Source organism: Microbacterium sp. zg-B96 (assembly GCF_030246865.1).
Lineage (GTDB): Bacteria > Actinomycetota > Actinomycetes > Actinomycetales > Microbacteriaceae > Microbacterium.
The window spans coordinates 997562-1024047 of sequence record NZ_CP126738.1 but is presented as its reverse complement, the minus strand read 5'-3'; the positions used below and the strand labels follow the sequence as shown (position 1 = coordinate 1024047).

23 protein-coding genes are annotated in these 26486 nt (G+C 70.3%); 8 read left to right on the top strand and 15 right to left on the bottom strand.

From position 1 onward, the window contains the following. Positions 1–316 precede the first annotated feature (316 nt). The 3 genes from QNO11_RS04555 to QNO11_RS04545 form a co-directional block, all read right to left on the bottom strand. The gene (locus tag QNO11_RS04555) at positions 317–1345 is read right to left on the bottom strand and encodes a 6-phosphofructokinase (protein ID WP_257510202.1); all 1029 of its coding nucleotides are present in this window, start codon (positions 1343–1345) and stop codon (positions 317–319) included. Between the two features lie 100 nt (positions 1346–1445). Beyond that, positions 1446–3599, bottom strand: coding sequence for a DEAD/DEAH box helicase (locus QNO11_RS04550; protein WP_257510203.1), 2154 nt, complete (start codon positions 3597–3599; stop codon positions 1446–1448). Positions 3600–3965: 366 nt separating this feature from the next. Beyond that, positions 3966–4865: a glycerophosphodiester phosphodiesterase gene (locus QNO11_RS04545; protein ID WP_257510204.1), complete on the bottom strand. Its 900-nt coding sequence runs from the start codon at positions 4863–4865 to the stop codon at positions 3966–3968. A 125-nt stretch (positions 4866–4990) separates the two neighbouring features. Here QNO11_RS04545 and deoC point away from each other — a divergent pair, with 125 nt between their 5' ends. Beyond that, positions 4991–5707: a deoxyribose-phosphate aldolase gene (gene deoC / locus QNO11_RS04540; RefSeq protein ID WP_257510205.1), complete on the top strand. Its 717-nt coding sequence runs from the start codon at positions 4991–4993 to the stop codon at positions 5705–5707. Between the two features lie 3 nt (positions 5708–5710). Here the strand turns inward: deoC and QNO11_RS04535 are convergent, their stop codons facing one another. From QNO11_RS04535 to QNO11_RS04515, 5 genes are read right to left on the bottom strand one after another with little or no spacing between them, the layout of a single operon-like run. Next, a complete protein-coding gene (locus QNO11_RS04535) occupies positions 5711–6688 on the bottom strand; it encodes a bifunctional riboflavin kinase/FAD synthetase (protein ID WP_257510206.1) in 978 nt (325 codons plus the stop codon). Next, positions 6685–7128, bottom strand: a complete 444-nt coding sequence (locus tag QNO11_RS04530; RefSeq protein ID WP_257510207.1) for a hypothetical protein — start codon at positions 7126–7128, stop codon at positions 6685–6687. Before QNO11_RS04530 ends, QNO11_RS04535 begins: the two co-directional genes overlap by 4 nt. A 38-nt stretch (positions 7129–7166) precedes the next feature. After that, on the bottom strand, positions 7167–7535 hold the full coding sequence (locus tag QNO11_RS04525; protein ID WP_257510208.1) for a hypothetical protein: 369 nt from the start codon (positions 7533–7535) through the stop codon (positions 7167–7169). Next, the gene (gene truB / locus QNO11_RS04520; RefSeq protein WP_257510209.1) at positions 7532–8419 is read right to left on the bottom strand and encodes a tRNA pseudouridine(55) synthase TruB; all 888 of its coding nucleotides are present in this window, start codon (positions 8417–8419) and stop codon (positions 7532–7534) included. Before truB ends, QNO11_RS04525 begins: the two co-directional genes overlap by 4 nt. Then, complete coding sequence (locus tag QNO11_RS04515; RefSeq protein WP_257510210.1) at positions 8419–9072, bottom strand: nucleoside/nucleotide kinase family protein; 654 nt, start codon at positions 9070–9072, stop codon at positions 8419–8421. The genes truB and QNO11_RS04515 overlap by 1 nt, the downstream gene beginning before the upstream one ends. Positions 9073–9166: 94 nt before the next feature. Here QNO11_RS04515 and QNO11_RS04510 point away from each other — a divergent pair, with 94 nt between their 5' ends. After that, positions 9167–10033: an iron-sulfur binding domain-containing protein gene (locus QNO11_RS04510; RefSeq protein WP_257510211.1), complete on the top strand. Its 867-nt coding sequence runs from the start codon at positions 9167–9169 to the stop codon at positions 10031–10033. A 64-nt stretch (positions 10034–10097) separates the two neighbouring features. Here QNO11_RS04510 and rbfA read toward each other — a convergent pair whose 3' ends face one another. The 5 genes from rbfA to QNO11_RS04485 all read right to left on the bottom strand — a co-directional run bounded on the left by rbfA (position 10098) and on the right by QNO11_RS04485 (position 16720). Next, the gene (rbfA, locus tag QNO11_RS04505; protein WP_257510212.1) at positions 10098–10529 is read right to left on the bottom strand and encodes a 30S ribosome-binding factor RbfA; all 432 of its coding nucleotides are present in this window, start codon (positions 10527–10529) and stop codon (positions 10098–10100) included. 57 nt (positions 10530–10586) lie between these two features. Continuing rightward, the gene (gene infB, locus QNO11_RS04500; protein ID WP_257509529.1) at positions 10587–13373 is read right to left on the bottom strand and encodes a translation initiation factor IF-2; all 2787 of its coding nucleotides are present in this window, start codon (positions 13371–13373) and stop codon (positions 10587–10589) included. A gap of 93 nt (positions 13374–13466) precedes the next feature. Continuing rightward, the gene (locus tag QNO11_RS04495; protein ID WP_257509528.1) at positions 13467–13718 is read right to left on the bottom strand and encodes a YlxR family protein; all 252 of its coding nucleotides are present in this window, start codon (positions 13716–13718) and stop codon (positions 13467–13469) included. Positions 13719–13772: 54 nt separating this feature from the next. Then, positions 13773–14762 (bottom strand): transcription termination factor NusA, encoded by a 990-nt coding sequence (gene nusA / locus QNO11_RS04490; protein WP_257509527.1) that lies wholly within the window; start codon positions 14760–14762, stop codon positions 13773–13775. Positions 14763–14863: 101 nt separating this feature from the next. Beyond that, entirely contained in the window at positions 14864–16720 is a 1857-nt protein-coding gene (locus QNO11_RS04485) for a lipase family protein (protein ID WP_257509526.1), read from the bottom strand. A 58-nt stretch (positions 16721–16778) separates the two neighbouring features. On the opposite strand from QNO11_RS04485, the gene QNO11_RS04480 reads away from it, so the two are divergent. Beyond that, positions 16779–17600: a DUF1206 domain-containing protein gene (locus QNO11_RS04480; protein WP_257509525.1), complete on the top strand. Its 822-nt coding sequence runs from the start codon at positions 16779–16781 to the stop codon at positions 17598–17600. 6 nt (positions 17601–17606) lie between these two features. On the opposite strand, the gene QNO11_RS04475 is transcribed toward QNO11_RS04480, so the two are convergent. Continuing rightward, positions 17607–19361, bottom strand: a complete 1755-nt coding sequence (locus tag QNO11_RS04475) for a proline--tRNA ligase (protein WP_257509524.1) — start codon at positions 19359–19361, stop codon at positions 17607–17609. A 58-nt stretch (positions 19362–19419) separates the two neighbouring features. Beyond that, positions 19420–19590: a hypothetical protein gene (locus tag QNO11_RS04470; RefSeq protein WP_285169758.1), complete on the bottom strand. Its 171-nt coding sequence runs from the start codon at positions 19588–19590 to the stop codon at positions 19420–19422. A gap of 440 nt (positions 19591–20030) precedes the next feature. Here QNO11_RS04470 and QNO11_RS04465 point away from each other — a divergent pair, with 440 nt between their 5' ends. From QNO11_RS04465 to QNO11_RS04445, 5 genes are read left to right on the top strand one after another with little or no spacing between them, the layout of a single operon-like run. Further along, positions 20031–20849 carry a glycosyltransferase family 2 protein gene (locus QNO11_RS04465; RefSeq protein WP_257509523.1) on the top strand — a complete coding sequence of 273 codons (819 nt, stop codon included), beginning with the start codon at positions 20031–20033 and terminating at the stop codon, positions 20847–20849. Next, the gene (locus tag QNO11_RS04460; protein WP_257509522.1) at positions 20849–21793 is read left to right on the top strand and encodes a glycosyltransferase family 2 protein; all 945 of its coding nucleotides are present in this window, start codon (positions 20849–20851) and stop codon (positions 21791–21793) included. Before QNO11_RS04465 ends, QNO11_RS04460 begins: the two co-directional genes overlap by 1 nt. Beyond that, positions 21790–23115 carry a polysaccharide biosynthesis protein gene (locus tag QNO11_RS04455; RefSeq protein WP_257509521.1) on the top strand — a complete coding sequence of 442 codons (1326 nt, stop codon included), beginning with the start codon at positions 21790–21792 and terminating at the stop codon, positions 23113–23115. The genes QNO11_RS04460 and QNO11_RS04455 overlap by 4 nt, the downstream gene beginning before the upstream one ends. Beyond that, a complete protein-coding gene (locus QNO11_RS04450) occupies positions 23112–24716 on the top strand; it encodes a glycosyltransferase family 2 protein (protein ID WP_257509520.1) in 1605 nt (534 codons plus the stop codon). The genes QNO11_RS04455 and QNO11_RS04450 overlap by 4 nt, the downstream gene beginning before the upstream one ends. After that, a complete protein-coding gene (locus QNO11_RS04445; RefSeq protein ID WP_257509519.1) occupies positions 24713–26485 on the top strand; it encodes a hypothetical protein in 1773 nt (590 codons plus the stop codon). Before QNO11_RS04450 ends, QNO11_RS04445 begins: the two co-directional genes overlap by 4 nt. Position 26486: the final 1 nt, after the last annotated feature.

Here is a 26486-nt window from a genome sequence, read left to right as displayed (position 1 = left end):
GGCGCCATCCGGGGATGAACCGACCGAACCGGGGCCTGTGGAGGAGGCGCGGCCGGCCCACACAGCATCCGGCCGTCTCCCCACCACAGGAAGACTCACCGACACAGGAGGATTCCGCCGGAAACGTCCTGTACCGGTGAGATCGCCTGCACCGGGGAGACGGATGCCACAATCGCCCGCGCAATCCGGCCCGGCATCCGGCCGTCTCCCCACAACAGGAAGACTCACCGACACAGGAGGATTCCAGCGGAAACGTCCTGTACCGGCGAGATCGCCTGCACCGGGAAGACCGGCGAGACGGCGCGACGACCGGGGGTCAGCCGAAGAGCGCGGCTGCCTCGTCGTAGCGGTACACCGGCACCGTGTTCAGCTCACCGAGGGCCTCCTCGAAGGAGACGCGCACGATGTCGGTGCCCTTGAGCGAGACCATCTGGCCCCAGGCGCCGTCCATGATCGCGTCGGCGGCGTGCAGGCCCAGCCGAGTCGCCAGCACACGGTCGAACGCCGAGGGCGATCCGCCGCGCTGGATGTGGCCGAGCACCGTGGCGCGGGTCTCGATGCCGGTGATGCGCTCGATCTCGGGCGCGAGCATCTCGCCGATGCCACCCAGCCGCGGCCGGTTGAAGGCGTCGAGGCCCTTGTCGCTGTAGGCCTCGTCCATGCCGGTGAGGGTGAAGCCCTCCGAGACGACGACCAGCGGCGCACGGCCGCGGTCGTGGGCCTTGGAGACCTGCTCGCAGACGTCGTCGATCGACATCGGCACTTCGGGGATGCAGATGACGTGCGCCCCCGCCGCGATACCGGCGTGCAGCGCGATCCAGCCGACGTGGCGGCCCATGACCTCGGCGACCATGCAGCGCTGGTGCGAGTCGCCGGTGGTACGCAGGCGATCCATCGCATCGGTGGCGATGTTGACGGCCGTGTCGAAGCCGAACGAGTAGTCCGTTGCGCGCAGATCGTTGTCGATCGTCTTGGGGACGCCCAGGACGTTGATGCCGTCCTTCGCGAGGCGGTTCGCCGCCGCGAGGGTCCCCTCGCCGCCGATGGCGATGATGCCGTCGATGCGGTGGCCGTACAGCGTCTTGGCGATGTTCTCGGCGCCGCCGCGCGGACCCTCGTAGGGGTTGGTGCGGCTGGTGCCGAGGATCGTGCCACCGACCTTCGACAGGCCCTTCACCTCGTGGCGGGTGAGGGGGAAGAAGTCGCCGTCGACGACGCCGCGCCAACCGTCGCGGATTCCCACGAACTCGAGGTTGTAGGTCGTCGTGCCCTTGAGCACGACCCCGCGGATGACCGCGTTCAGGCCCGGGCAGTCGCCGCCGCTGGTGAGGATGCCGATCTTCATGGGGGAGATCCTTGCTGTCAGGTGATGGTGCCGGCCACGCTGCCTCCGACGACACTATCGTCGGAGGGCAGCGCCTGCCACACGGCCCGGCCGGGGTAAATCAGTCCCCGCCGAGCGAGCGGCGCAGCAGGTGCATGAGCGCCGACAGCTGCACCGAGTCGGTCGAAGCGGCCTCGGCTGCCTCGCCGTCCAGGGCGCGGGCCGCCAGGCCCTGCTTGGAATCGATGAGCTCCGCGATCTTCGTGTCGATCGTGTGCGCGGCGATGATCCGCCATGCGGTGACCGGCTCGCCCTGACCGATGCGGTGCACGCGGTCGATCGCCTGGGTCTGCTCGGCGGCGGTCCACGACAGTTCGGCGAGCACCACGTTGGATGCCGCCTGCATGTTCAGACCCACGCCGGCCGCCGTCAGCGAACACACCGCGACGCCCACACCGGGATCGTTGTTGAACGCGTCGATGGCGTCCTGACGAGCCGGGGTGGTCTGGTCGCCGCGGATGGACACGGTGCGAAGCCCCGCCGAAGCGAAGTGCGCCTCTGCGGCATCCATGACGTCGATGTGCTTGGCGAAGAACACGACCTTGCCCACCGACCGCTGCAGCTGCACGGTGTAGTCGGCCGCGAGCACGGCCTTGGCCTGGCCGATGCGACGCACCATCGTGAAGACGTTCTCGGCGCCGGTACCGGCCGCCTTGGACTCTTCCAGCTCGGTGTTGGCCACCAGGCGCACGATGTCCTCGTCGAAGTCGCCCAGGAAGATCCGGTCGCCTCGCGCCTCGAGGATGCGGCGGTACTTCGCCGCCAGGCGTCCGCCGAGCTCGCGCTCGGCGTCGCGGATCGACCGGCCGAAGTCGTCGTCGAGCTCCACGGGGAGGTCGGCGATGAGCTTGTCGGGCAGGTCTGCGGCGACATCCTTCTTCTTGCGACGGACGATGCCCATCGAGATGACGGCGTTGCGCGCCTCGGGGTAGAACGCCTTGTCCGCAGGGGTCAGCCCCGTGGCATCCAGCTTCTCCATGAGCTCGGGACCCGGCTTCTCACCGTTGGTCCAGCCCAGGAACCGCCAGATCGCGTCGAAGTCCTCGACGTCGTTGATCAGCGGCGTGCCGGTGAGGGCGAGCATGAGCGGGTCGTGCACCTGATCACGCAGGCGGGCGCCCAGCGCCAGCACGTTCTGCGAGCGCTGCGAGGAGAGGTTCTTGATGAAGTGGGCCTCGTCCACGACCATGCCCTTCAGGCCGATCGAGGCGAGCCACGCCAGGTGCCGGTCGAGGATCTCGTAGTTGACGATGAACACATCCGCGAACGCGTCGAGGTTCTCGCCGTCGCCGTGGATGACCGTCGCCCGACGCTGCGGGGTCCACCGCTCCACTTCGCGCGCCCAGTTCATCTTCACGACGTTGGGCACGACCGCCAGCAGCGGGTAGGCGTCGGCGACGGATGCCGCGAGCACGGACTCCGCCGTCTTGCCCAGACCCGGCTCATCGGCCAGCAGGAAGCTGCGGTGGCCCTGGCGCACTGCTTCGAGGAAGCGCGACTGGTGCGGCATGATCGCCAGGCCCTTGGGCGACAGGCGATCGAACTCGGGGACAGGGGGCAGGTCCATCGAAGCAACGGCGCCACCGGCACCGGATTCGAACGCCTTGTACAGCGGCCCCATCAGTTCCCAGCCGTCCAGGCGCCTGCGGGGCGTGGCGGTGGGGACGCGGTGGTCGAGATCGGGGGGCAGGAACGGGTTCGCCTCGCGGCGGGCTTCGACCTGCGGCGGAATCACCTGGCGCGCGGAGACGGCTGCGGGCACCCCGGAGGTGACCGCCGGCGCGCTGTCGGTGATGATCAGTTCGTCCGGCGCGAGCTCGGCGCCCGATTCCAGCAGCCAGTCACGGCGCATGCGCCGGGCGACCGGCGACGTCGCCTGGTCGACCTCGAGCAGCTGGATGAGCGAGGTGTCGCGTGCGGCGGTCTTAGCCAGGATGGTCGCGACGCCGTCGAGGCGCTTGAGCAGTTCGGCGCGCGCCGCGTCGGTGACGGTGGTGTCGGCCTTGACCCGAGCGCGCTCTTCGCGCACCAGGAAGGCGATGACCTGGAACTTGACCCGGTTGGTGGGGCCGAGCTTGCCGCGTTGGGCCTTGGCCTCGACCTCGCGCACCTTGCGGGCGAGGATCGGGATGATGGGGGCTTCGTCATCGCGTCGAGACGACGTGTTCTTCCTGCGCCGCGACGTGGACTGTGCGGCAGGTGCCGTGGTCGGCATGCTCCTCCTGGGGCGTGGATGCCGGATGCCTCGGGCTCTCCCGAGACGGGATGGATCTGCGTGTCACCGCGTGCGGCTCGGTTGCCGGGACGACCGCGGGTCGGGGCATGACGCGCAACTCACCGCGGGCATTCCTGCGGCCGGTTGCGGCCGATGGCGGCCGACTGCGGCGATGAAGCGTCTGTTCCCCGGCGCTCAGTCTAGAGCATGTGGACTGGTTACTCCCAGACCATCGATGCGACGTCTTCGGTGTATGCCCCGGGATCGTAGTTCAGCCACACGGAGGTGATCCACCCGTTGCCGCGGAAGAAGTGCGATTCGCCCTTCTCCGAGACGGTGTCGTCGTAGCTGAGGTGGAAGGCATCGTCAGTCGTCGGCGAGCACCTGCTGCTGCCAGGTGGCCAGCAGCGCGGGGTCGTCGGTGACGATGCCGTCGACGCCCAGGGCGGTCGCGGCATCCCACTGCTCATCGGAGTTGAGGGTGTACACCACTATCCGCAACCCCGCATGATGCAGCTCGTCGACGATGTGAGGCTGCTCGAGCACCGCACGACGAGCGACCAGGATGCCCTGCGCCGAGAACTGCCGGGCCGCCGCGACCACATCGGCCGGGAGTCGCTTGAGGATGATCAGCAGCGGCAGGTGCGTGCCGGCGGATTCGACGGCGGCCAGGGTGCGCGCATCGAAGCTCGCGACGATGATCTGCTGGTCCAGTGACCGGGCAGCCACCTCGGCGACGAAGGCGGCCGCCGAGGCGGCATCCCACTCCCCCTTCAACTCGACGATCGCGCGGCGCCCCGACGCCGCCAGCACGTCGAGGAACTCCGCTGCGGTCGGCACCGGGGTGCCGGCGAAGGACGCGTCGAACCAGGAGCCGGCGTCGAGCTCACGCACCTGTGCGAGGGTCAGCTGGGCGAGCCTGCCGTGCCCATCGGTGGTGCGATCCACGGTGGCGTCGTGCATGAGCACGATCTGACGGTCCGCGGTCAGCGCGAAGTCCACCTCGACGTAGTCGAACCCGGCGTCCAGCGCCGCCTGCACTGCGGGCAGGGTGTTCTCCGGCGCCGCAGCGGCGCCGCCGCGGTGGCTTGCGATGAACGCTCGATCGCCGGGGGTGCGCGCGTCACCCAGCAGTTCCCGCGCGCTCACCCGATCGGGCCCCGCACCGAGGACGGCGATGACGACGCTCGCGACGGCGAGCACGCAGACGATGGCGAGAGCGGCGACACGGTCTGATCCGGGTGCGCGCACGGTGGCATCGGGCATCGAGCGGGTCCTTCTTCCCCAGTGCGTCGTCGTCGACGCGTTGGTTGACTCTACACACGGCGTTACCTTTTCGTTACCTCCGGCCGGCGCGAGTCGTCGCGAGCGTGCGCGGCTACGCTTGATCCATGCCCCGCATCACCGAACGCGAACTGGCCGCCACGATCGATCACGCGATCCTGAAGCCCGATTTCACCCGCTCCGACGTCGACGCGGAGCTGGACACCGCGGCGCAGTGGGGCGTGTTCAGCGTCTGCGTGCGCCCCTCCGACATTCCCTACGCGGTGCGGCGCCTCGACGGCACCGGCGTCGCGGTGGGCACCGTCATCGGCTTCCCGCACGGCACCACCTCGACCACCGCGAAGGTCGCCGAGACCATCCGCGCCCTCGAAGACGGCGCAACCGAGTTCGACATGGTGATCAACATCGGCGCGCTGCGGTCCGGCTTCGACGACGAGGTCACCAGCGACATCCGTGCCGTGGTGGATGCTGCCGGAGGTCTCGTGACCAAGGTGATCCTCGAGACGAGCCTGCTCGACGACGAGCAGATCGCCCGCGGCAGCCGGCTGACCGAAGCCGGCGGCGCCGACTTCGTGAAGACCTCCACCGGGTTCGCCGGCGGCGGCGCGACCGTCGAGCACGTGCGCCTCATGCGCGCCACGGTCGGCTCCCGCGTGCAGGTGAAGGCCTCCGGCGGGGTGCGGAGCCTGGACACCGCGCTGGCGATGCTCGATGCCGGCGCCACCCGCCTGGGCACGAGCGCGAGCGCGACGATCCTCGGCGGACTGCGCGCGGTCCTCGCCGGCGAGCAGTCCGCGGGCGCCGTCGACGAGTCGTCGTACTGACGCCTACCGCAGCGCGGCCCGCACGCGCTGCACGTCGTCGCCCATCTGCGCGATGAGTGCGTCGATCCCCTCGAAGGCGACCATGCCGCGGATGCGCCGGGTGAAGTGCACCTCCACGCGGTGGCCGTACAGGTCGAGGTCGGTCTCGTCGAGCACATAAGCCTCGACCTGACGCAGTGTGACGTCGTCGAACGTGGGATTGACGCCCACCGAGATCGCGGCCGGATAGCGAGTGGTCGCGTGCGGGTTGGGCGCGGCATCCGCCCGGTCGATCGCGCCCTCGTCGACGAGCCAGCCGGCGTAGACGCCGTCCGCCGGGACGAACCCCTCGGTCTGCGGCGACAGGTTGGCGGTGGGGAAGCCGAGTTCGCGGCCGCGTTTGAGGCCGTGCACCACCACGCCGCGCACCGCGGGAGGGCGTCCGAGCAGGCGGGCGGCGGTCTCGACGTCGCCGGCGTCGAGCAGGTTGCGGATCCAGGTGGACGAGACCCGGCGGCCGTCGTCGTGCGCGCGGATGTCGTCGATGACCTCGACGCGGAACCCGTACTCGCGGCCGAGCTCAGCCAGCAGCTGCGGGTTTCCCGCTCCCCCGCGGCCGAAGCGGAAGTCGCGGCCCACGAACACCGTGACCGCGCCGATCGCGTCCACCAGCACGGTGCGCACGAACTCATCGGCCGGGAGGTCCGCCATCGCCCGGTCGAAGCGCAGCACGAGCGTGGCATCCACCCCCGTGTCGGCGAGCAGCGCGAGCTTCTGGTCGAGGCTGACGAGGTCCTCCGGGCACGCCTGCGGGCGCAGCAGACGCAGCGGGTTGCGGTCGAAGGTCACCGCGACGACGCGGGCGCGCTCGGCGGCGGCCTCGACGCGGGCGCGGTCGATGCCGGCACGATGGCCGGTGTGCACACCGTCGAACTTGCCGATCACGACCACCGATGGGCCGAAGCCGGCGGGGACCTCTGCGGGATCGTGGAACGTGATCACCAGGACGACCTCTCGGCGACGGGTTCGGGTGCCACGGCGGCTGCGCCGGGGCGGTTGCTCGCGAGCCACCACAGCCCCAGGAAGGGCAGCGCGAGCGGGATGAAGAGGTACCCCTCGCCGTACCACGACCACACCGTGGGGTGGTCGAACAGCGCGGGCATGACGAAGGTCAGCGTGCCGACGACGATCACCCCGGTCAGCTCGAAGCAGATCGCAACCCACGCCACGACGTACCAGAAGCGGTTGCCGGCGAACACCAGGGCGAGCGTGGCGACGATGTAGACCACCGCAGCAGCCGCCGACAGACCGTAGGCGAGCGGCGCCTCGTCGAACCTCTCGACGATCTGCACGAAGGAGCGCCCGGTCGCGGCGAGGGCCATGATCGCGTAGACGACCACGAGCACACGGCCGACGCCGGTCATGCGCGGGCGGGAAGACATATCGCGCTCCAGTGTAGGCGTGGTGGCCGGCGGGCGGCTCACGCGACCTGAACCGTCCAGATGACCTGCATCCGCCACACCATCACGGCCACCGACAGCGCCGCCACCCCCATGATCACGGTGCTCCAGCGGCTGCGCTCGATGAGCGCCCACGCCACCGCGGCCGGCGGCAGCAGCACCGCCGAGACGAGGTAGACCCAGAATTCCAGCAGACTGCCCGACGGCGGGTTGCCCGCCAGGGGCGCGACGATGCCGATGACCACCTGCGCCAGCAGCAGCAGCTCCACCAGCGCCAGCCCGCCCACCGTGAGGTCGCTGGGGCGGCGTCCTGCCAGTCCCAGCGTGAGGCACAACAGCCCGGCGACAGTGGCGACGGCGACCTGCACGTACGCGAACCACAGGATCATGCGGCATCCTCGGGGATGTTCATGGCGCTCTTCACATCCGCGCCGCGGCGCTCCACCACGCCGACCAGGCGGCCGTCGGGGTCGATCGCGGCCATGTGCGGCCCGTGCAGCCGTTCAGCGGCACCGGTCAGGCGCTTGCCCTGGCGCAGATCCCGTGCCTCATCGGCGGTGACCGGGAAGGTGCCCAGCACGCCGGCGGCGGCCTGCGCCTGCGGCACCAGCCGCGACGCGTCGATGTCGTCGATCGCGACGGCATCGGTCACCGAAAACGGTCCGATGCGGGTGCGACGCAGTGCGGTGAGGTGCCCGCCGACCCCGAGTGCGCCGCCGAGGTCGCGGGCCAGGGCGCGGATGTAGGTGCCGCTGGTGCAATCGACGACGACGTCCAGGTCGATCGCGGTCTCGCTGCGTCGGGTCGTGACCACGTCGAAACGCGACACCGTGACGGCGCGCGAGGCAAGCTGCACGTCTTCCCCGGCACGCACGAGGTCATACGCGCGCTTGCCGTTGACTTTGATCGCCGACACGCGGCTGGGCACCTGGGAGATGTCGCCGGTGAGCTCGGCGATGCCGCGGGCGATCGCCTCCGGCGCGACGGCCGCGATCGCCGCGGCATCCGCCGTCGCCGTCACCGCGCCGTCGGCGTCGTCGGAATCGGTGGCGACGCCCAGGCGGATCGTCGCCTCGTAGGTCTTGTCGAGCCCGACCATGTAGGTCAGCAGCCTGGTCGCGCTGTCCACTCCGAGCACGAGCAGGCCCGTCGCCATCGGGTCGAGCGTGCCGGCGTGCCCGATCTTGCGGGTGCCCAGCGCCTTGCGGGCGCGGGAGACGACGTCGTGGCTCGTGATGCCGCCGGGTTTGTCCACCAGCAGGATGCCGGCCATCAGCAGAAGTCCCGGTACGTGCGCTGCGGGTGGTCCCAGTCGGTGTTGTCGATGATGGCGGATGCCGCCTGGCGCGGGTCGGCTTCGCGCAGGTACAGCTCCTGGCCCTGGCGGTAACGCCGATTCGACGCCGCCGACGGGTCGGGGTCCGTGCCGTCGCGCTCGGCCATCCGCGCGAACGCGACGTCGACGGGGACGTCCAGCCAGAGCGACCAGTTCCACAGTCCCCGCAGTTCCGGGCGGTGCAGGAAGATGCCGTCGACGATGAGGACGGCATCTTCCGGCGCGGTCTGCGGCGGCACGTCGACGGGCTCGTCGCGGTCGACGTCCCACACCGCGGTGCGCAACGGTGCTCCGGCGCGGAAGGGGTCGATCAGGGTGCGGCGGAACGTGTCGTAGTCGTAGGAGTCGCGGTAGAAACCCTCGGGCGAGGTGCGCCCGCGGGCGTAGCGCTCGGCGCGCGGGCGGTGGAAGCCGTCGACGGAGGCGCGCAGCACCGGTCCGGTGAACGCGGTCGCCAGGCCGTCGGCGAACCAGGTCTTGCCTGCGCCGTCGATCCCGTCGACGGCGATGATCACGCGTCCGCGCGGCAGGTGCTGGCGCACCTCGTCGTGCAGGTCACGCCACAGGGCGGGGGCGGTGGGCTGCGGCATCCCTCCAGCCTACGACGCGTGCGGTGTGCGGCCGGGCGCAGGTGCCCTCACCGCCCGGGCGCCTGGGCACCTGGCCGCCACGTAGGCTGATCCGGTGCCCGACATCGCCACCCCGCTCATCGCGTGGTACCGGGACAACGCGCGGGACCTGCCGTGGCGCCGCCCCGGGTTCGGGGCGTGGGGCGTGCTGGTCAGCGAGTTCATGCTGCAGCAGACGCCGGTCGCCCGAGTGGTGCCGCACCTGACCGCGTGGCTGGAGCGGTGGCCGACGCCGGCGGATCTCGCCGGGGATGCCCCGGCAGAGGCGGTGCGGCAGTGGGCGAACCTCGGGTATCCGCGGCGGGCGCTGTGGCTCCACCGCGCGGCGGTCCAGATCCGCGACCGGCACGACGGGCAGGTGCCGTCGGATGTCGACCAGTTGCTGGCATTGACCGGGATCGGCGACTACACGGCACGCGCCGTGGCCGCATTCGCGTACGGTCACCGGCATCCGGTCGTCGACACCAACACACGCCGAGTGCTCGCCCGCGCCATCGACGGCCGATCGCAGCCGGGCTCCCCCGCCAAGCGGGACCTGGCGGCGATGGCGGCGGTGCTGCCGGCCGACGATGCGGAGGCGGCGGCCGTCAACGCCGCGACGATGGAGCTGGGGGCGGTGGTCTGCACAGCCCGGTCACCCCGGTGTGAGGTGTGCCCGCTCGCCCGGGTGTGCGCGTGGCGCGCGGCCGGGTACCCGGACACCGGCGACGAGCGGCGCCGGCAGGCACGCTACGAAGGCAGCGACCGGCAGGCGCGGGGTGCGGTGCTGCGGGTGCTGCGGGATGCCGACGCGCACGCGGTCGCCCTCGACGCGGTGATCGCGGACTGGCCGGATCAGCGGCAGCGGGACCGTGCGATCGACTCGCTCATCGCGGACGGCCTCGCCGAGGCATCCGACGGGATGCTCGCGCTCCCCCGCTGAATACTCACTCGACGACGTGAATACTCACTCGCGAGCATGAATACTCACTCGCGAGCGGGAATACTCACTCGTCTTCGGCGGTGCGGGGCTTGACGTAGGGGTCGGGCTCGCCGGCGTACACGGCGCCGGTCGCGAGCCCCGCCACGGCGGCGTCGCGCTCGCGTGCTTCGCGCAGCAGATCCTCGATGTGCCCGGCGTTCTCGGGGATCGCGTCGGGGATGAACTCGAGGGTCGGGGTGAGCCGGATGCTGAGCTGGCGGCCCACTTCGCTGCGCAGCATCCCGGTCGCGGCCTTGAGGGCCTCGGCCGAGTCGTTGCGCTCCTTCTCGGTGCCCAGCACCGTGTAGAAGACGGAGGCGTGCTGCAGGTCACCGGTGACTTTCACGTCGGTGATCGTCGTGAAGCCCAAACGGGGGTCGCGAAGACCCTTTTCGAGCCGCTCCGCGATGAGCACGCGGATGCGATCGGCCAGTCTGGCCTGACGCTCTGAAGACATGGTTCTCTCCCTGGAGGTGGAAGCGGGGGGCGCCGGTCGGCGCCCCCCGCCGATCGATCAGCCTCGCGGCTTCTCGACCATCTCGGTGGTTTCGATCTCGTCACCGATCTGGATGTCGTTGAACTTGCCGAGGCCGATACCGGCTTCGTAGTCCGTACGCACCTCGGTGACGTCATCCTTGAAGCGACGCAGCGATTCGATCGCCAGGCCGTCCGCGATGACAACGCCGTCGCGAATGACTCGCGCCTTGGCGTTGCGGGTGATCGTGCCGGAGCGGACGATGACACCGGCGATGTTGCCGAACTTGGAGGAGCGGAACACCTCGCGGATCTCGGCGACGCCCGACCGGACCTCTTCGTACTCCGGCTTGAGCAGGCCCTTGAGCGACTGCTCGACATCGTCGATCGCGTTGTAGATGACCGAGTAGAACCGGATGTCCACACCCTCACGCTGAGCACGCTCACGTGCCTTGGCGTCGGGGCGGACGTTGAACCCGATGACGATCGCGTTGTCGATCGTCGCGAGGTTCACGTCGGACTCGGTCACAGCACCCACACCGCGGTGGATGATCCGCAGCTGCACTGATTCGTCGACCTCGATCTTCAGCAGCGACTCCTCCAGCGCCTCAACGGCACCGGAGACGTCACCCTTGATGATGAGGTTGAGCGACTCGACCTTGCCCTCCTGGAGAGCACGGGTGAAGTCCTCGAGCGAGATGCGCTTGCGGGCCTTGGCCAGCTGGGCGTTGCGCTCGGCCGCTTCACGCTTCTCAGCGATCTGACGGGCGAGGCGATCCTCCTCGGTGACGATGAACGTGTCACCGGCTCGGGGCACGGAGTTCAGACCCTGCACCTGCACGGGACGCGAGGGGTAAGCCTCTTCGACCGCGTCGCCGTTCTCGTCGACCATCGCACGGACACGGCCGTATGCCGTGCCGGCGACGATCGCGTCACCGATGCGCAGCGTTCCGGACTGGATCAGCACGGTGGCGATGGAACCGCGGCCCTTGTCGAGCTTCGCTTCGATCGCGACACCACGAGCAGCCTTGTTCGGGTTGGCCGTGAGGTCCAGCCCGGCGTCGGCGGTCAGCAGGACCGCATCCAGGAGAGCCTGGATGTTGGTGCCCTCACGCGCCGACACGTCGACGAACATGACGTCGCCGCCATACTCCTCGGCGACCAGGCCGTACTCGGTCAGCTGCTGGCGCACCTTGCCCGGGTTGGCGTCGGGCTTGTCCACCTTGTTGACCGCGACGACGATCGGCACGCCGGCCGCCTGCGCGTGGTTCAGCGCCTCCACCGTCTGCGGCATGATGCCGTCATCGGCGGCGACCACGAGGATCGCGAGGTCGGTGACCTGCGCACCTCGGGCACGCATGGCGGTGAACGCCTCGTGACCGGGGGTGTCGATGAAGGTGATGGCCCGTTCGATGCCCTCGTGCTCGGTCCACACCTGGTAGGCACCGATGTGCTGCGTGATGCCACCGGCTTCACCGGCGACCACGTTGGTCTGACGGATCGCGTCGAGCAGTCGCGTCTTACCGTGGTCGACGTGACCCATGACGGTCACGACGGGCGGACGGATCTCGAGGTCGTCTTCGCTCTCGGCTTCCAGCTCCGCCTCGAGGTCCAGACCGAAGCCCTCGAGGAGCTCCTTGTCCTCATCCTCGGGCGAGACCATCTGGATCTTGTAGCCGAGCTCGGCACCGAGCACCTCGAACGTCGCCTCATCCAGCGACTCGGTGGCCGTGGCCATCTCGCCGAGGTTGAACAGGATCGTCACGAGCGTGCCGGGCTGCACCGTGTAACCGGTGATGGCCTCGATCTTGTCGGCGAAGTCGGCGATCGATGCGCCGCGGCGCATGCGGATGATCTCGCCGTTACCGCGCGAGACGTTGATGCCGCCGACGACCGGCGCCGACCGCATTTCGAATTCCTGCCGCTTCGCCCGACGCGACTTGCGCTGCTTGGACTTGCCGCCACCCTTACCGAAGGCACCTGCGGTGCCACCGCCGGGTCCACGACCACGGCCACCGCCGCCACCGGGACGACCGGCGAAACCACCTGCGGGGGGACCGCCACCGGGACGACCGGGACCGCCGGTAGCACCACCGGGACGGCCGGGACCGCCGGGACGCTGCTGGAACGGAGCGCCGGGACGACCGCCGCCACCGGGGCGACCGGCGCCACCGGGACGCGGTGCGCCCGGACGGGGTGCGCCGGGACGCGGTGCCTGCGGACGCGGGATGTTGCCCGGGCTGGGCCGCTGGCCCATGCCCTGAGTCGATGCGAACGGGTTGTTGCCCGGACGGGGACCTGCGGGGCGCTGACCCATGCCCTGCGCGGAAGCGAAGGGGTTGTTGCCGGGGCGCGGAGCACCACCGGGACGCGGAGCACCCGGGGTGGGCGCGCCGGCTGCGGCGCCACCCTCAGCGGGCTTGGCGGTCTCGGGCTGGGCCGGAGCCGGCGTTGCGGCGGCGGGTGCCGCGGGAGCGGCAGGCTCCGCGGCGGGTGCCGCAGGCGCTGCCGGAGCCGCGGGGGCTGCCGGTGCCGGTGCGGGCGCCGGAGCTGCTGCCGGGGCGGCGGGGGCCGGTGCGGCGGGCGCTGCCGGACGAGCCGGGCCGGGACGGCCGGCAGGACGCGCGGACGCGCCCGGGGCGGGTGCGCCGGCGGCGGGCTTGGCACCGTCGGCCTGCAGGGCCTGACGGAGCTTGCGAGCCACCGGGGGCTCAATGGTCGAGGAAGGGCTCTTGACGAATTCGCCGAGCTCCTTCAGCTTCGCAAGCGCGACCTTGCTGTCGACGCCGAGCTCGGAAGCGATCTCGTGCACGCGTGGTTTTGCCACAATTCTCCTGTCTGAAGGCCTGCCCCAGACAGGGCAGACCGCTAGTTGCGGACGGGTCTCATTTCGAGCCGTTCACTTTGAGTCCATAGCCGTTCAGCCGTTTCGCTGGAAGTGGTTCTGAAGGGTCTGCGTGTCAAGCGAACCTGACACACGCAATGCTCGTCCGAAGGCACGGCGCCTGATGGCGGCATCCACGCATTCACGCGTGCCGTGTACCCACGCACCCCGTCCCGGCATCGATGCGCTCTCGTCGAGGACGAGCTGCGTATCGAAGGCCACGACTCTGGTGAGCGTGGCCCGGGGGGCACGTGCGCGGCACCCCACGCACGTTCGAACGGGTTCCATCCTACCCCCTCCTGGATCCGCAGCGGATGCCATCCCTCCGGTGAACCGGAGGGATCAGCTCTCCTCGAGGATGCTGTCGGGCTGGATGTCGATCTTCGCGCCGGTGAGCTTGGCGGCCAGACGGGCGTTCTGACCCTCCTTGCCGATCGCCAGCGACAGCTGGTAGTCGGGGACGAGGGCGCGCACGGCCTTCGTGGACGCGTCGAGGATGAAGCTCGACGTGACCTTCGCCGGCGAGAGGGCGTTCGCGACGAACGCGGCCAGCTCCGGGTGGTAGTCGACGATGTCGATCTTCTCTCCGCCGAGCTCCTCGGTCACCGCGCGCACGCGACGGCCGAGTTCGCCGATGCAGGCGCCCTTGGCGTTGATCGACGGGTCGGTGGTGGAGACGGCGACCTTGGTGCGGTGGCCGGCTTCGCGCGCGAGCGAGACGATCTCCACGAGACCGGATGCGATCTCGGGCACCTCGAGGGCGAAGAGCTTGCGCACCAGTCCGGGGTGGGTGCGCGAAACGGTGATCTGGGGGCCCTTCAGACCCTTCGACACGCTCGTGACGTAGACGCGCAGGCGAGAGCCGTGCGGGTAGGTCTCCCCCGCCACCTGCTCCTCCGGGGGCAGGATCGCCTCGACGGTGCCGAGGTCGACGTGCACCATGCGGGGATTGGGGCCCTGCTGGACGATGCCGGCGACGATGTCGCCCTCCTTGCCGCGGAACTCCCCCAGCACGGCTTCGTCGGCGATGTCGCGCAGGCGCTGGCTGATGACCTGCTTGGCAGCGAAGGCGCCGATGCGGCCGAAGTCCTCGGGCGTCGTCTCCTCCTCGCCGACCACGGCACCCTCGTCGTCGATCAGCGGCACGTAGATGGCGACATGACCGGTCTTGCGGTCCAGCTCGACCCGCGTGCCTGCCGGCACCTCGTCGGTCGCGGAGGTGTGCTTTCCGTAGGCGGTGAGGATCGCCTGCTCGATGATGCGCACGAGCTCATCGAACGGGATCTCCTTCTCGCGCTCGATCGTCTTCAACAGTCCGAGATCGATGTCCACGGTGTCCTCCCTATTCAGCTTGTCGCGGCGCGCAGAAGCGCAGCCGCATCCCCAATACCTTACCGGATGCCGTGTGTCCAGACCCTGGGAGCGGCCCGCGTTCACCTCGGGCAGGAGTCGAGCACACGGTCGGCGCGCAGAGCCTGCGCCTCGGTGTCGATCTCGGCATCCATCACGGTCTCGCTCCACTGCAGCATCAACGGCAGAGCGTGTGACCGCGGCTGCAGGATGTCCTGGTGATGCCCGCCGGGCACCACCCAGCGGAACACACGCTCCCCGCTGCCGCACAGCCGGGTCACCAGCTGGCGCTGCAGCACCGTGGGCAGCACCTCGTCGTCAGAGCCCCAGCCCACGAAGATCGGCGTCCCCCATGGTCCCTCCGGGACGTTCTCGGCGAGCCGCTTGCCCAGCGCCCCGGTCGTGAGGTCCGCCACGTCGATCGGGTCGTCCTCGGACAGGCCCAGCGCGGTCAGCGCTGATACGACGACACCCGGTTCGCTCAGACACCGCTGCGCCATTTCACGGACCACCTGGCGGGCACCGGAGGCGACGTAATCCTCCAGCTTCACATCGGCGTACGTCTCCGCGTACGGCACCAGCACCCACGAGACCATCACCGTCAGCAGCGCCCCCGCCCCGGGCCGGGCGAGCTCCTCGGCCAGCGCAAGCGGGTCGGCCGCCGGGGCGAGCAACGCCGTCCCCCGCACGTCTATTCCCGGGGTGTACTCCGGCGCGATCTGGGTGGTCCACAGCGCCGCGTGACCACCCTGCGAATGCCCCCACACGAGGGTGCGCGGAGACAACACCAGATCATCGAACTCACCCGCGGCCAGCACCGCGTCCAGCGCGGAGCGGGCCTCGCCCCGACCGATCAGATACGGGAAGTCCCCCGGCGCCCCCTGCCCGCTGTAATCGGGGGCGACCACGACCCAGCCGTTGGCGACGGCACGGTCGACATCGGGGATCGCCCACCGGGTCGCCGTCCCTCCGGCCAGGCTCGGTGCGCACCCACGGGCGACGCCGGTGGTGCCGTGGTTCCAGATGACGACGGGTCGGGGCTCGTCGGACGGCTCATTCGGAATGATCACCAGGGCACTGCCCACCGCGGGGTCGCCGAGGGCGGAGCGGGTCGTGTACAGCATGCGCCGCACGCTGGCCCCGGCGGGGGCGGCGCCCATGTAGTCGTCGGAGCGGATCAGCCGGCCGTGGCCGTCGGGCAGCTCAGCGGGCGGCTCGTAGAACGCGTCGATGACGGGCGCGCCGTCGGCCAGCCAGGAGTTGAGCCAGGACCCGCCGGCGGCCGTCGCCACCAGCAGCAGCGCGACGGCGTAGCGGCCCGCGGCCGCCCAGGCGCGTCGGCGGCGGCTGGGCGCAGGCCGTTCCGGCGCGGCATCCGCACGCCCGTCCGCCACGATCGCGCGCACGCCGCGCGCGATCAGCTGCGCCCCGAAGACGACCGTGCGCGCACCGAAGAGCACCGCCACGACGAGCACGCTGACGTCCGGCCAGGTCAGCGCCAGCACGCCGAAGACGATCTGCGCCCCGCCCCAGGTCAAGTCCAGCACGCGCTGGCTGACCGTGCCCTTTCGCAGCGCGTCGCCGACCGAGGCGACACCGGCGACCATCAGCAGCACCGCGAGGGCTGCAGGGAGCAGATCGAGCCGGGGACCGAACCAGATGGCCACCGCGAGCCCGCCGACGATCCACACCACGCCGAACGCCCGGTTCCACCAGCTGGAGCGATGCGGCGAGAGCAGCTCCACTGCGCCGGCGACGATCGCGCTGGCCCCGATGTACACCGCCAGCAGCAGCAGCGACGTGAGAGGGCGGAACACGATGAGCAGGCCCAGCGCCACGACGATGAGACCCACGACCAGCAGCACCGGGGCGGGCGCCCGCCCGATGAGTCGCGGCAGCGAGGCCCACCGGGCCTTGAATCCGCGCCCTTGGCTGTTCACCCCGGAATCGTACCGGCGGCCGCCTCGGCAAACCCTGCGTGAGCCCTAGGCTGTGGCGGTGACCGAAGCTGCACCCAAGCGCGCCGCCCGCGAGATCGCGCACCACCCCGCGACACGGATCGGCGCGCGAGCCGGGTACGCCGCCAACGGCATCGTGCATGCGCTCATCGGCGTCATCGCGCTGATCATCGCGTTCGGCGGCGACGGCGACGGCGACCAGACCGGCGCCTTCAAGGCCATCGGAGGCGCACCGCTGGGCTTTGCCGCCCTGTGGGTGCTGGCGGTCGCACTGTGGGCGCTGGCCACCTGGCATCTGGCCGAAGGCGTGATCGTGCGCGACCCGCGGGGTGATGCGAAGGGACTCGCCAAGAAGTGGGGGGTGCGCGTGTCCGAGTGGGGGCAGGCGGTGGTGTTCCTTGCGCTGGGGATCATCGCGGCAGCCGTCGCGCTGGGCGCCAAGCCCGATGCCGAGGCCGCCGCCGAGGACGCCAGCCGCGGCGTGCTGACGATCCCCGGCGGACCCTACGTGCTGGGGCTCGTGGGACTCGGGGTCGGCATCGGCGGCATCGTCTTCGTGGTGATGGGGGTGCGGCACAGCTTCCACAACAAGATGGACATCCCCGACACCCGCCTCGGCAACGCCGTGACGACGCTGGGGGTGGCCGGGTTCATCGCCAAGGGCATCGCCCTGGTGATCATCGGCATCCTGCTGCTCGTAGCCGCCACCACGGCGGACGCCTCGGCGGCCGGCGGTCTCGACGGCGCCCTGCAGGCACTGCTGGGCATGCCGCTGGGCACCGCCGCGGTGGGCGCGGTGGGCATCGGGTTCATCGCGTACGGCGTGTTCTGCGGATTCCGCGCGCGCTACGCGGCCCTGTGATCCGGCTCAGCGAGTGAGTCGGGCGACGACCTCCGTCGCGGCGACCACATCGCGCTCGCCGGTGCGTCGGTCCCACAGCTCCACCTGACCGTCGGCGGCGCCGCGGCCCACGATGACGATCTGCGGCACGCCGACCAGCTCGGCGTCGCCGAACTTCACTCCCGGCGACACCTTCGGCCGGTCGTCGAAGAGCACGTCCAGCCCCGCGGCATCCAGGTCGGCGGAGAGCTTCTCGGCCAGCTCGAACGCGAGAGCATCCCGACCGGTGGCCACCACGTGCACGTCGAAGGGCGCGACCGACGCCGGCCAGATCAGGCCCTTGTCGTCGTTGTTGAGCTCGGCGATGATCGCGAGGATGCGCGTGATGCCGATGCCGTAGGAGCCCATCGTGACGGTGACGAGCTTGCCGTTCTCGTCGAGCACCTTCAGCCCCAGGGCGTCGGCGTACTTACGGCCGAGCTGGAAGACGTGACCGATCTCCATGCCGCGCGCGAGCTCCACCGGGCCGGAGCCGTCGGGGGCGGGGTCGCCCGCGCGCACGGTGGCGATCTCGATGAACCCATCGGCGGTGAAGTCGCGTCCCGCCACAAGCGAGTGCACGTGTTTCTGGTCGATGTTCGCGCCGGTGATCCACGACGTGCCGTCCACCACACGGGGATCCAGCAGATAGCGGATGCCGGTGGCCGACTCCTCGCCGAGGATCGGGCCCTTCTCGGACCACGGTCCGATGTAGCCCTTCACCAGCAGCGGCTGGCCGGCGAAGTCCGCCTCGGTCGCCTGCTCCACCTCGGCGGGGGCGAAGGCGACCTCGACCCGCTTGTCGTCGATATCGCGGTCGCCTGGGAGGCCGATGACGACCAGTTCCCGCGTGCCGTCAAGGTGGCGCAGCGCCAGCACCACATTCTTCAGCGTGTCCGCTGCGGTGTAGTCGCCGGGCAGCTGTGCGTTGCAGTGCGCCACGAGCGTGTCGATCGTGGGAGTGTCCGGCGAGTCGAAGATCACCGGCTGCGGCAGACCGTCGAACGGGATGGACTCCGGGACGACCGTCGTGAAGGCCTCGACGTTCGCGGCGTAGCCACCCGCGGAGCGCACGAACGTGTCCTCCCCCACCGGGGTGGGGTGCAGGAACTCCTCGGAGCGGGAGCCGCCCATCGCGCCGGCATCCGCCTGCACGATGACGTACTCCAGCCCCAGCCGCTGGAAGATGCGCTCGTACGCGTCGCGCTGCGCCTCGTAAGAGGCATCCAGTCCCGCGTCGGTGTAGTCGAAGGAGTAGGCGTCCTTCATCGTGAATTCGCGTCCGCGCAGGAGCCCGGCACGGGGGCGCGCCTCGTCGCGGTACTTGTCCTGGATCTGATAGATCGTCAGCGGCAGGTCCTTGTACGACGAGTACAGGTCCTTCACCAGCAGCGTGAAGACCTCTTCGTGGGTGGGGGCCAGCAGGTAGTCGGCACCCTTGCGGTCCTGCAGGCGGAACAGCGCATCGCCGTACTCCTCCCACCGGCCGGTGACCTCGTAGGGCTCACGCGGCAGCAGCGCCGGGAAGTGCACCTCGTAAGCGCCGGCTGCGGCCATCTCTTCGCGCACGATCTGCTCGATCTTGCCCTTGACCCGCAACCCCAGCGGCAACCAGGCGAACACGCCCGGCGCCTGGCGGCGGATGTAGCCGGCGCGCACGAGCAGCCGATGGCTCGTGACCTCCGCATCGGCGGGGTCTTCACGGAGGGTACGGAGGAAGAAGTGCGACAGACGGGTGACCACGAGGAGTCAGTCTACGGATGCCACGCCCCCGGCGTGGCCGTCACGCGCGGGAACCGGGTCAGCGCGTGCGCGAGTACTCCGGCACGGTGACCACGGTGAAGGACGAGCACGACTGCACGTCACAGATGGCGCATTCGGTGCCGCGACGGTAATGCTCGTGTGCTTCGCGGAGGTGACCGCACGCGCACATATCGGTCGGCAACGCCGTCACCTTCGGTGTCTTTCGCATGTGCCAGGCCTCCCTCGGCCAACGGGGCTTCCCCGGTCGATCTCCGGGGGTCCCTGTCCTCCCAGACAGCCGCTTGATTCCATTGTGGACCGGTTTTCCTGATTGTCCACCGAATGGGGGACGTGACGCGCCGGAAGTGGGCCGCTGTCCCCCGAAAGGGGGACGAAAAACCGCGAAAAAACGGCTCTGTCCACCGAAGAGGGGACAGGTTTCGGCCCTTCCGTTACGCGACTCATCGGTAGCGTTCACACGGATGTAACACCCGGCCGGAACGCTCGAACCATCGACAGCGGACTATCAGAGCGCCGCCGGGGGTCTCCATAAGAGACACGACACCGCCGGCGCCGAGACGCGCAACACGCGCAAACCAGCCCCGTGTCCGTGCCATCACCGACAACCCCCATCCGTTTGTGCTCCCCCAAAGGAAAAGGCGACTCACTGTGACTTCACCCCAGCACCCCGCGCCCCGCGTATCGATCATCGTTCCCGCCCGAAACGAGGCGAGGAACCTGGAGATCGTGCTGCCGCTGCTTCCCGACGTCCACGAGATCATCGTCGTCGACGGCCACTCCGTCGACGGCACCGCCGATGTCGCCCGCCGCGTCCGCCCGGGCGTCGAGGTCATCACCCAGACCCGCAAGGGCAAGGGCAACGCGCTGGTGTGCGGGTTCGAGCACGCCACCGGCGACATCATCGTCATGTTCGACGCCGACGGCTCGGCCGACGCCGACGAGATCCCCCGCTTCGTCGACGCGCTCCTGCGCGGCGCCGATGTCAGCAAGGGCAGCCGCTACATGGCCGGTGGCGCGAGCGAGGACATCACCTTCCACCGGAACCTCGGCAACCGCGGCCTGAACCTGCTGACGAACATCCTGCTCGGCACCCGTCACTCCGACCTCTGCTACGGCTACAACGCCTTCTGGCGCCGGATCCTCCCCGGCCTCCAGCTCCCCGCCGCGAACATCCCCGGCGCCCAGGGGCAGATGGTGTGGGGCGACGGCTTCGAAATCGAGACGCTGCTGACCTGCCGCATGGCGGAGAACCGGCTTCGCGTGGTCGAGGTGCCGAGCGTCGAGCTGCCCCGCATCCACGGCGAGAGCAACCTCAACGCCATCACCGACGGGCTGCGGGTGCTGCGCACCGTGCTCGACGAGCGTGCCAAGCGGTGGGGATCAAAGCGAGGCGCAGGCCTCATCGCCGCCGCAGCGGCACCCGCGCCGCTGCGCGCCGAGGAGCGCGTGGAGTCGATCGGCCGGTGATGACGGTCAGTGTCGTAATCTGCGCCTACACACTCGACCGCTGGGATCAGCTCGCGCTGGCCATGGCGTCGGTGTCCGCCCAGGGCAGCGCAGACGAAACGATCCTCGTCGTCGACCACAACGACGAGTTGCTCGAGCGCGCCCGCGCCCGGTGGCCCGAGGCTCGCGTGATGGCCAACGAGGGCCCGCGTGGCCTGTCCTCCGGCCGAAACACTGCGCTGCGCGTCGCCGTCGGTGACATCGTCGCCTTCCTGGACGACGACGCGGTCGCCGACCCCGGCTGGCTCGACACGCTGATCGGCGGCTTCACCGACACGTCGGTGGTCGCCGTGGGCGGCAGCGCCGTGCCTATCTGGCCGGGCGAAGCGCCTGCCGTGCTGCCCGACGAACTGCTGTGGATCGTCGGATGCAGCTACCGCGGCCTTCCCACCGAACCCGGTCCGGTGCGCAACGTGATGGGGTGCTCGATGGCCTTCCGCCGGGAACCGCTGCTGGCCATCGGCGGGTTCAACGCCGACACCGGTCGCGTCGGGAAGCTCCCGATCGGATGCGAGGAGACCGAAGTGTGCATCAAGCTCCGCCAGGTCGACCCGGCCCACGTCGTGCACTATGAGCCGTCGGCCCGCGTGCGTCACCACGTCAGCGCCGATCGCGTGCGCATGGCCTACGTCGCGCACCGCAGCTGGTGTGAGGGGCTTTCCAAGGCGGGCATCGCCCGCACCGTCGGCCGCCAGGACGCCCTGTCGGCCGAGTCCGCCTACGCCACCAGAGTGCTCCCCGCCGCGGTGTGGCGGGAACTGCGCCGCGGACCGCAGGGTCTCGTCGCCGTCACGGCGATCGTGCTCTCGCTGGGCCTGGCCGGCGCCGGCTACGTACGCGGCCGGTTCGCCCAGGTGCGCACCGGCGGCACCCGCGGGTCGCTGACCCAGAAGGCGGCTGTATGACTGCGGCCCCCCGCAGCGCTGTATCCGACCACACCGCCGCGGTGGGGCGACGCATCACGCGCGACTCGCTGTGGCTGTCGTCGGGGTATGCCGTCACCTCACTGTCGGGGTTCGTCTTCTGGATGCTCGCCGCGGTGTGGATCCCGCAGACGCAGTTGGGCCTGGAGGCCTCGGCACTGTCGATCATCATGGCCGCCGCTGCACTGGCATCCAATGGCCCCGGCAGCGCACTGGTGGTCATGCTGCCGATGGGCGGCCCGGCCGCGTGGTCGGTGCTGCGTCGCGCCTACGCGGTGACGGCGGCGCTCGGCGCGGCGGCGGGCCTGGCGGCGGGCGGGCTGGTCGCCGTCGTGCTGCGCCCCGGGCTGCCGGGCGTGGTCACCGTCGTCGGTGTGATGGTGTGCACTGTCGCGTGGGCGCTGTTCAACGTGCAGACGCAGGCGCTGGCCGGCGCCGCCGACGCCCGCGGCACGCTGCTCGTCAACGGTTCGGCGAACCTGGTCAAGCTCGCCCTGCTGGCGCTGCTGGCGCTTGCCGTGCCCGGCATGCCGCACCCGCTGGTGACCGCGACGATCGTCCCCGCCGCCATGGCCATCGCCGTCGGCGCGTTCGCGTTGGTGCCCCGGGCGCTGCGCCGGGAACAGGCGCTGCGACCCAGCACCCGCACCTGGGACGCCCCGACGGCCCGCGCGTTCGGCCTGTTCACAGTGCAGAACGCCGTCGCGGTGGGCGTGGTGATGTGCGCCGGCCTGTCGCTGTCGTTCATCGTGACCGCGCTGTCCTCCCCCGCGGAGGGCGCGGTATTCGCCATCGCCTACCAGTTCAGCGTCGCGCTGGACCTGGTGGGCGTCAGCGTCGCCACCGCGCTGGCCAAGAGCGCCGCTGCCGACTTCGACCCGAGTGCCGGGCTCGCCGGCGCCTACACGCGCACGGTGTTCCTGGTGGTCGGTGCGCTCGGTGTCGCCGCCACGGTCGCCACCCCGGTGCTGTTCCTCATCGCCGGCCAGGACTACTCGCCCCTGTACGGCATGGCCGTCGTGGGCGCCCTGGCACTGGCGAGCCTCATCCGTCCCGGCTACGACATCTGGTCCGCGCTCTCCCGCGCGCGGCACCGGGTGCGTCCGGTCCTGTGGAGCAACCTGCTCTACGTATCCATCCTGTTCGGCGTCGTGCTGCTGCTCGTCCCCACCCTGGGGGCCCTCGGAGCCGCACTCGCCATGGTCTGCGGGGTCTGCGCGCTCGCCGCCGTGGGCGCCGTCGGACTCCGCCGCGTGCGTGACCTTCCCGCACGCGCCTTCGACTCGAAAGGTGTTGCCGCATGACGACACTTACCCTCCCCCTGGCCATGCCGCTGCACGGCGACGTCGATCGCCGCGAGGCGATCTGGGTCGGCCTGATCGAGGCCGACGACATCGCCACGACGCCGGATCGGATCGCACTGGCATCCGGTGATGCGTTCGACCGGGCACGCCTGCTGGTGCGCGATCACGGTACCGTCCGCGGTTACGTGACCCTGCCCGTCGTCGCAGGCGCTCTGGATGCAGAGGCCCTCATCGACGCCGTGGCCGCACTGCCGCCGGTACCGGCGGCCGCCCGCCCCGCGCCCACTCCCGTGAGCGTCGTGGTGTGCACCCGGGACCGTGCCGACCTGCTGCGGGAGGCGCTGGACGCGATCCGCGCGATCGACTATCCGTCGTTCGAGGTCGTCGTGGTCGACAACGCCCCCGCCACCACCGACACGCACGACCTGCTGCGGACGGAGTACCCGGAGTTCCGCTATGTGCGGGAGGATGCCGCGGGGCTCTCCCACGCCCGCAACGCGGGGCTGCACGCGGCCACCGCGAGCATCGTCGCGTTCACCGACGACGACGTGATCGTCGACCCGCAGTGGCTGTGGGCTATCGCGTCCGGCTTCTCGCGAGCCGACGACGTCGGCTGCGTCAGCGGAGTCGTGCCCACCGGCGAGCTGCGCAACGAAGTCCAGGCGTACTTCGACGCCCGCGTCAGCTGGTCCAAGCTCACCGCCTCGCGGGTCTTCCGCCTGAGCGACCCGCCCGCCGACCTGCCGATGTTCCCGTTCTGCGTCGGCGAATTCGGCACCGGCGCGAACTTCGCCATCCGCCGCGACCACATGGTCGCCCTCGGCGGCTTCGACACTGCCCTGGGTGCCGGCACGCGCACCAAGGGCGGGGAGGACCTCGACATGTTCATGCGCGTGCTCTACGACGGCCAGGCGATCGTCGTCGAACCGTCTGCCCTGGTGTGGCATCGCCACCGGGCCGACCTCGAAGCCCTCACCGCACAGGCCGTGGGCTACGGGCGGGGGTTCGGCGCGTGGGCGACCACCGTCGCGCTGGATCCGCGCATGCTCGGCGCCGCGGTGGCACGCTCCCCGCGCGCCATCGCGCGACTGCTGAACAAGCCGATGTCCACGGTGGACGACTCGCCGGCATCCTCGACCCTGTCGAAGGAGTCCAAGCGAGTGGGACGGGTCGAGCTGGGCAGCATCTTCGGCGGCCCGGCGAGTTACTTCGCCGAGCGGCGCGCACAGCGGGAAGCAGGCACCCTCGCCGGTCCGCCATCGCGCGGTCCGGCGATGGAACGCCGCTGCTGGGCGACGCTGGCTGCCGTCGGAGGCGTCTTCGGTCTGCTCGCGATGCTGCCGCTGCCGGCCGGACTCTCGCTGGCGTTCGTGGCGCTGTTCATCCTCATCGGACCCGGCGCGCTGGTGCGGGCGTGGGTGGTGCTGCCACCGAACTTCGCACCCATCGTCATCCCCGCCATCGGGATCTCGGTGATGCTGCTGCTGACCACCGCCATCGTGTATGCGCAGCTGTGGAACCCCTTGTTGTGGTTGCTCATCCTCGCCGTCGTCACCTGCCTCGGCGCGGTGGCGACCTTCACCATCAGGAGGACGGCATGACCATCACCGCTGCACGCACTCAGGCCTCCCCCGCCCGACCCGACAAGGCCCTCCCCGCGCGCCGGTGGCTGACACCGGCGATCATCCTCGTGCTCGCCGCCGTCGCCTGGGCGGTGGCACTGCCGTCGCTGCGCGATGCGCCGTGGAACCTGTTCGGGCTCCTCGCCGCGGCAAGCCCGCTCTTCCCGGTTTCGGTCGTGCTCGCCACGATCGCGTTCTGCCTGGCCATCGCGCTGCGCGCGACCCGTACCGCCGGTATCGCGCTGGTGTCGACGATCCTCATGATGAGGCTCCCCACCGCCATCTCCACCGACGCTCCGCTGTACTCGTGGACCTACAAGCACTTCGGTCCGATCGACTACATCCAGCGCTTCGGCGCGGTCGATGTGGACATCGACATCTACCACAACTGGCCCGGGGCGTTCTCGTTCATCGCCTGGCTGAACACCGTGACCGGCACCGAGACGCTCGCCATCGCGCAGTGGTTCGCGGTGGGTTCGCAGCTGGCCGTCGCCGCTGCGGTGTTCTTCCTGGCCCGCACCTACGGCCAGTCCACCGCGACGGCGCTCGTGGCGGCGTTCTGCGCGCACGCGGTCAACTGGGTCGCCCAGGACTACCTCTCCCCGCAGGCGATCGGATTCGCGCTGGCCATCGTGGTCGTCGCGCTCGTGCTGGCATCGGTGCGCACAAGAGCTGCCGCGTGGGTGGCGGTCCCGATCTTCACCGCGATCGTGGTGACCCACCAGCTCACCCCCTATTGGCTGCTCGCCGCGGTGTTCCTGCTGACCGTGCTGGGCCGAGTTCGGCCGAAGTACCTCATCGTCGTCTTCGCCGCGATCGCCATCGGCTACATGCTGCTGCACATGAACGTGCTCAGTCAGTTCGGGCGGCTGCTGAATTTCGACTTCCTGAGCAACATCATGACGCCGTCGGCACGCAACGAGACGCTGGGTAACCCCAGCGTCGGGCAGGTCGTGAACTCCTGGGCCGCGCGTGGCGTCACGCTGCTGGTGTGGATCTCGGCCGGCATCGTCACGCTGGTGCGGCTGCTGCGGCACCGCGACCAGTGGCGCAACACGCTCGTGCCCGCCGTCGTGGCGTTCTCACCTGCTCTCATCCTGGTGGCTCAGGGATACGGCGGCGAGGCGCTGTTCCGGGTGTTCCTGTATTCGATCCCCGGCTGCATGCTGATCCTCGCCCCGGGGCTGACCCGGCTGCTGCGCGGTGAGGTGCTCCGGGCACGCCGCGCCGCTCAGATCGGCGTCACCGCCATCGCGTCCCTCACCGCCCTCGCCTCGATGCAGGCGTACTACGGCGGCTGGTTCGCCAACCTCGTCACCCCGGAGTCGGTGCAGCTGACCACCCGGGTCCTGCAGGAAGAGGACCCCTCGACGCTGACCATCGGTGTCGCACCCGGCGCGCCGGGCCGCCTCGTGGCGGAGTACGTCGACTTCGTGCAGGCCGACGAACTGTTCGACTCCGGTATCGACATGTGGCTGACGTCGTGGCCCGGGTGGGAGACCGAGCAGTTCGCCGACCCCCGGCGGGTCACACGCCTGACCGACAGCCTGGTGTGGGAGCAGCGACCGGCCCTGGTCGTGATCACGCAGCAGATGCGCGACTACAGCACCTACTACGGCACGCTCCCCGACGGTGCGCTGGACCGGTTCGAGAGCATTCTCGAGGACGACCCCCGCTGGGTGCTGGACCACGAATCCGAGGACACCCTGGTGTACCGGCTGGATCTCGGCACGTCGAGGCAGGGCTGAC

Bases quoted from the DNA above. Each gene is read 5' to 3' on its own strand.
- QNO11_RS04525 (WP_257510208.1), bottom strand. From the start codon at position 7,535: ATGATCCTGTGGTTCGCGTACGTGCAGGTCGCCGTCGCCACTGTCGCC.
- QNO11_RS04450 (WP_257509520.1), top strand. From the start codon at position 23,112: ATGACGACACTTACCCTCCCCCTGGCCATGCCGCTGCACGGCGACGTC.
- QNO11_RS04545 (WP_257510204.1), bottom strand. From the start codon at position 4,865: ATGCCCGATGCCACCGTGCGCGCACCCGGATCAGACCGTGTCGCCGCT.
- QNO11_RS04495 (WP_257509528.1), bottom strand. From the start codon at position 13,718: ATGGAACCCGTTCGAACGTGCGTGGGGTGCCGCGCACGTGCCCCCCGG.
- QNO11_RS04470 (WP_285169758.1), bottom strand. From the start codon at position 19,590: ATGCGAAAGACACCGAAGGTGACGGCGTTGCCGACCGATATGTGCGCG.
- QNO11_RS04555 (WP_257510202.1), bottom strand. From the start codon at position 1,345: ATGAAGATCGGCATCCTCACCAGCGGCGGCGACTGCCCGGGCCTGAAC.
- rbfA (WP_257510212.1), bottom strand. From the start codon at position 10,529: ATGTCTTCAGAGCGTCAGGCCAGACTGGCCGATCGCATCCGCGTGCTC.
- QNO11_RS04550 (WP_257510203.1), bottom strand. From the start codon at position 3,599: ATGCCGACCACGGCACCTGCCGCACAGTCCACGTCGCGGCGCAGGAAG.
- QNO11_RS04460 (WP_257509522.1), top strand. From the start codon at position 20,849: ATGACGGTCAGTGTCGTAATCTGCGCCTACACACTCGACCGCTGGGAT.
- deoC (WP_257510205.1), top strand. From the start codon at position 4,991: ATGCCCCGCATCACCGAACGCGAACTGGCCGCCACGATCGATCACGCG.
- QNO11_RS04445 (WP_257509519.1), top strand. From the start codon at position 24,713: ATGACCATCACCGCTGCACGCACTCAGGCCTCCCCCGCCCGACCCGAC.
- QNO11_RS04515 (WP_257510210.1), bottom strand. From the start codon at position 9,072: ATGCCGCAGCCCACCGCCCCCGCCCTGTGGCGTGACCTGCACGACGAG.
- QNO11_RS04530 (WP_257510207.1), bottom strand. From the start codon at position 7,128: ATGTCTTCCCGCCCGCGCATGACCGGCGTCGGCCGTGTGCTCGTGGTC.
- QNO11_RS04455 (WP_257509521.1), top strand. From the start codon at position 21,790: ATGACTGCGGCCCCCCGCAGCGCTGTATCCGACCACACCGCCGCGGTG.
- truB (WP_257510209.1), bottom strand. From the start codon at position 8,419: ATGGCCGGCATCCTGCTGGTGGACAAACCCGGCGGCATCACGAGCCAC.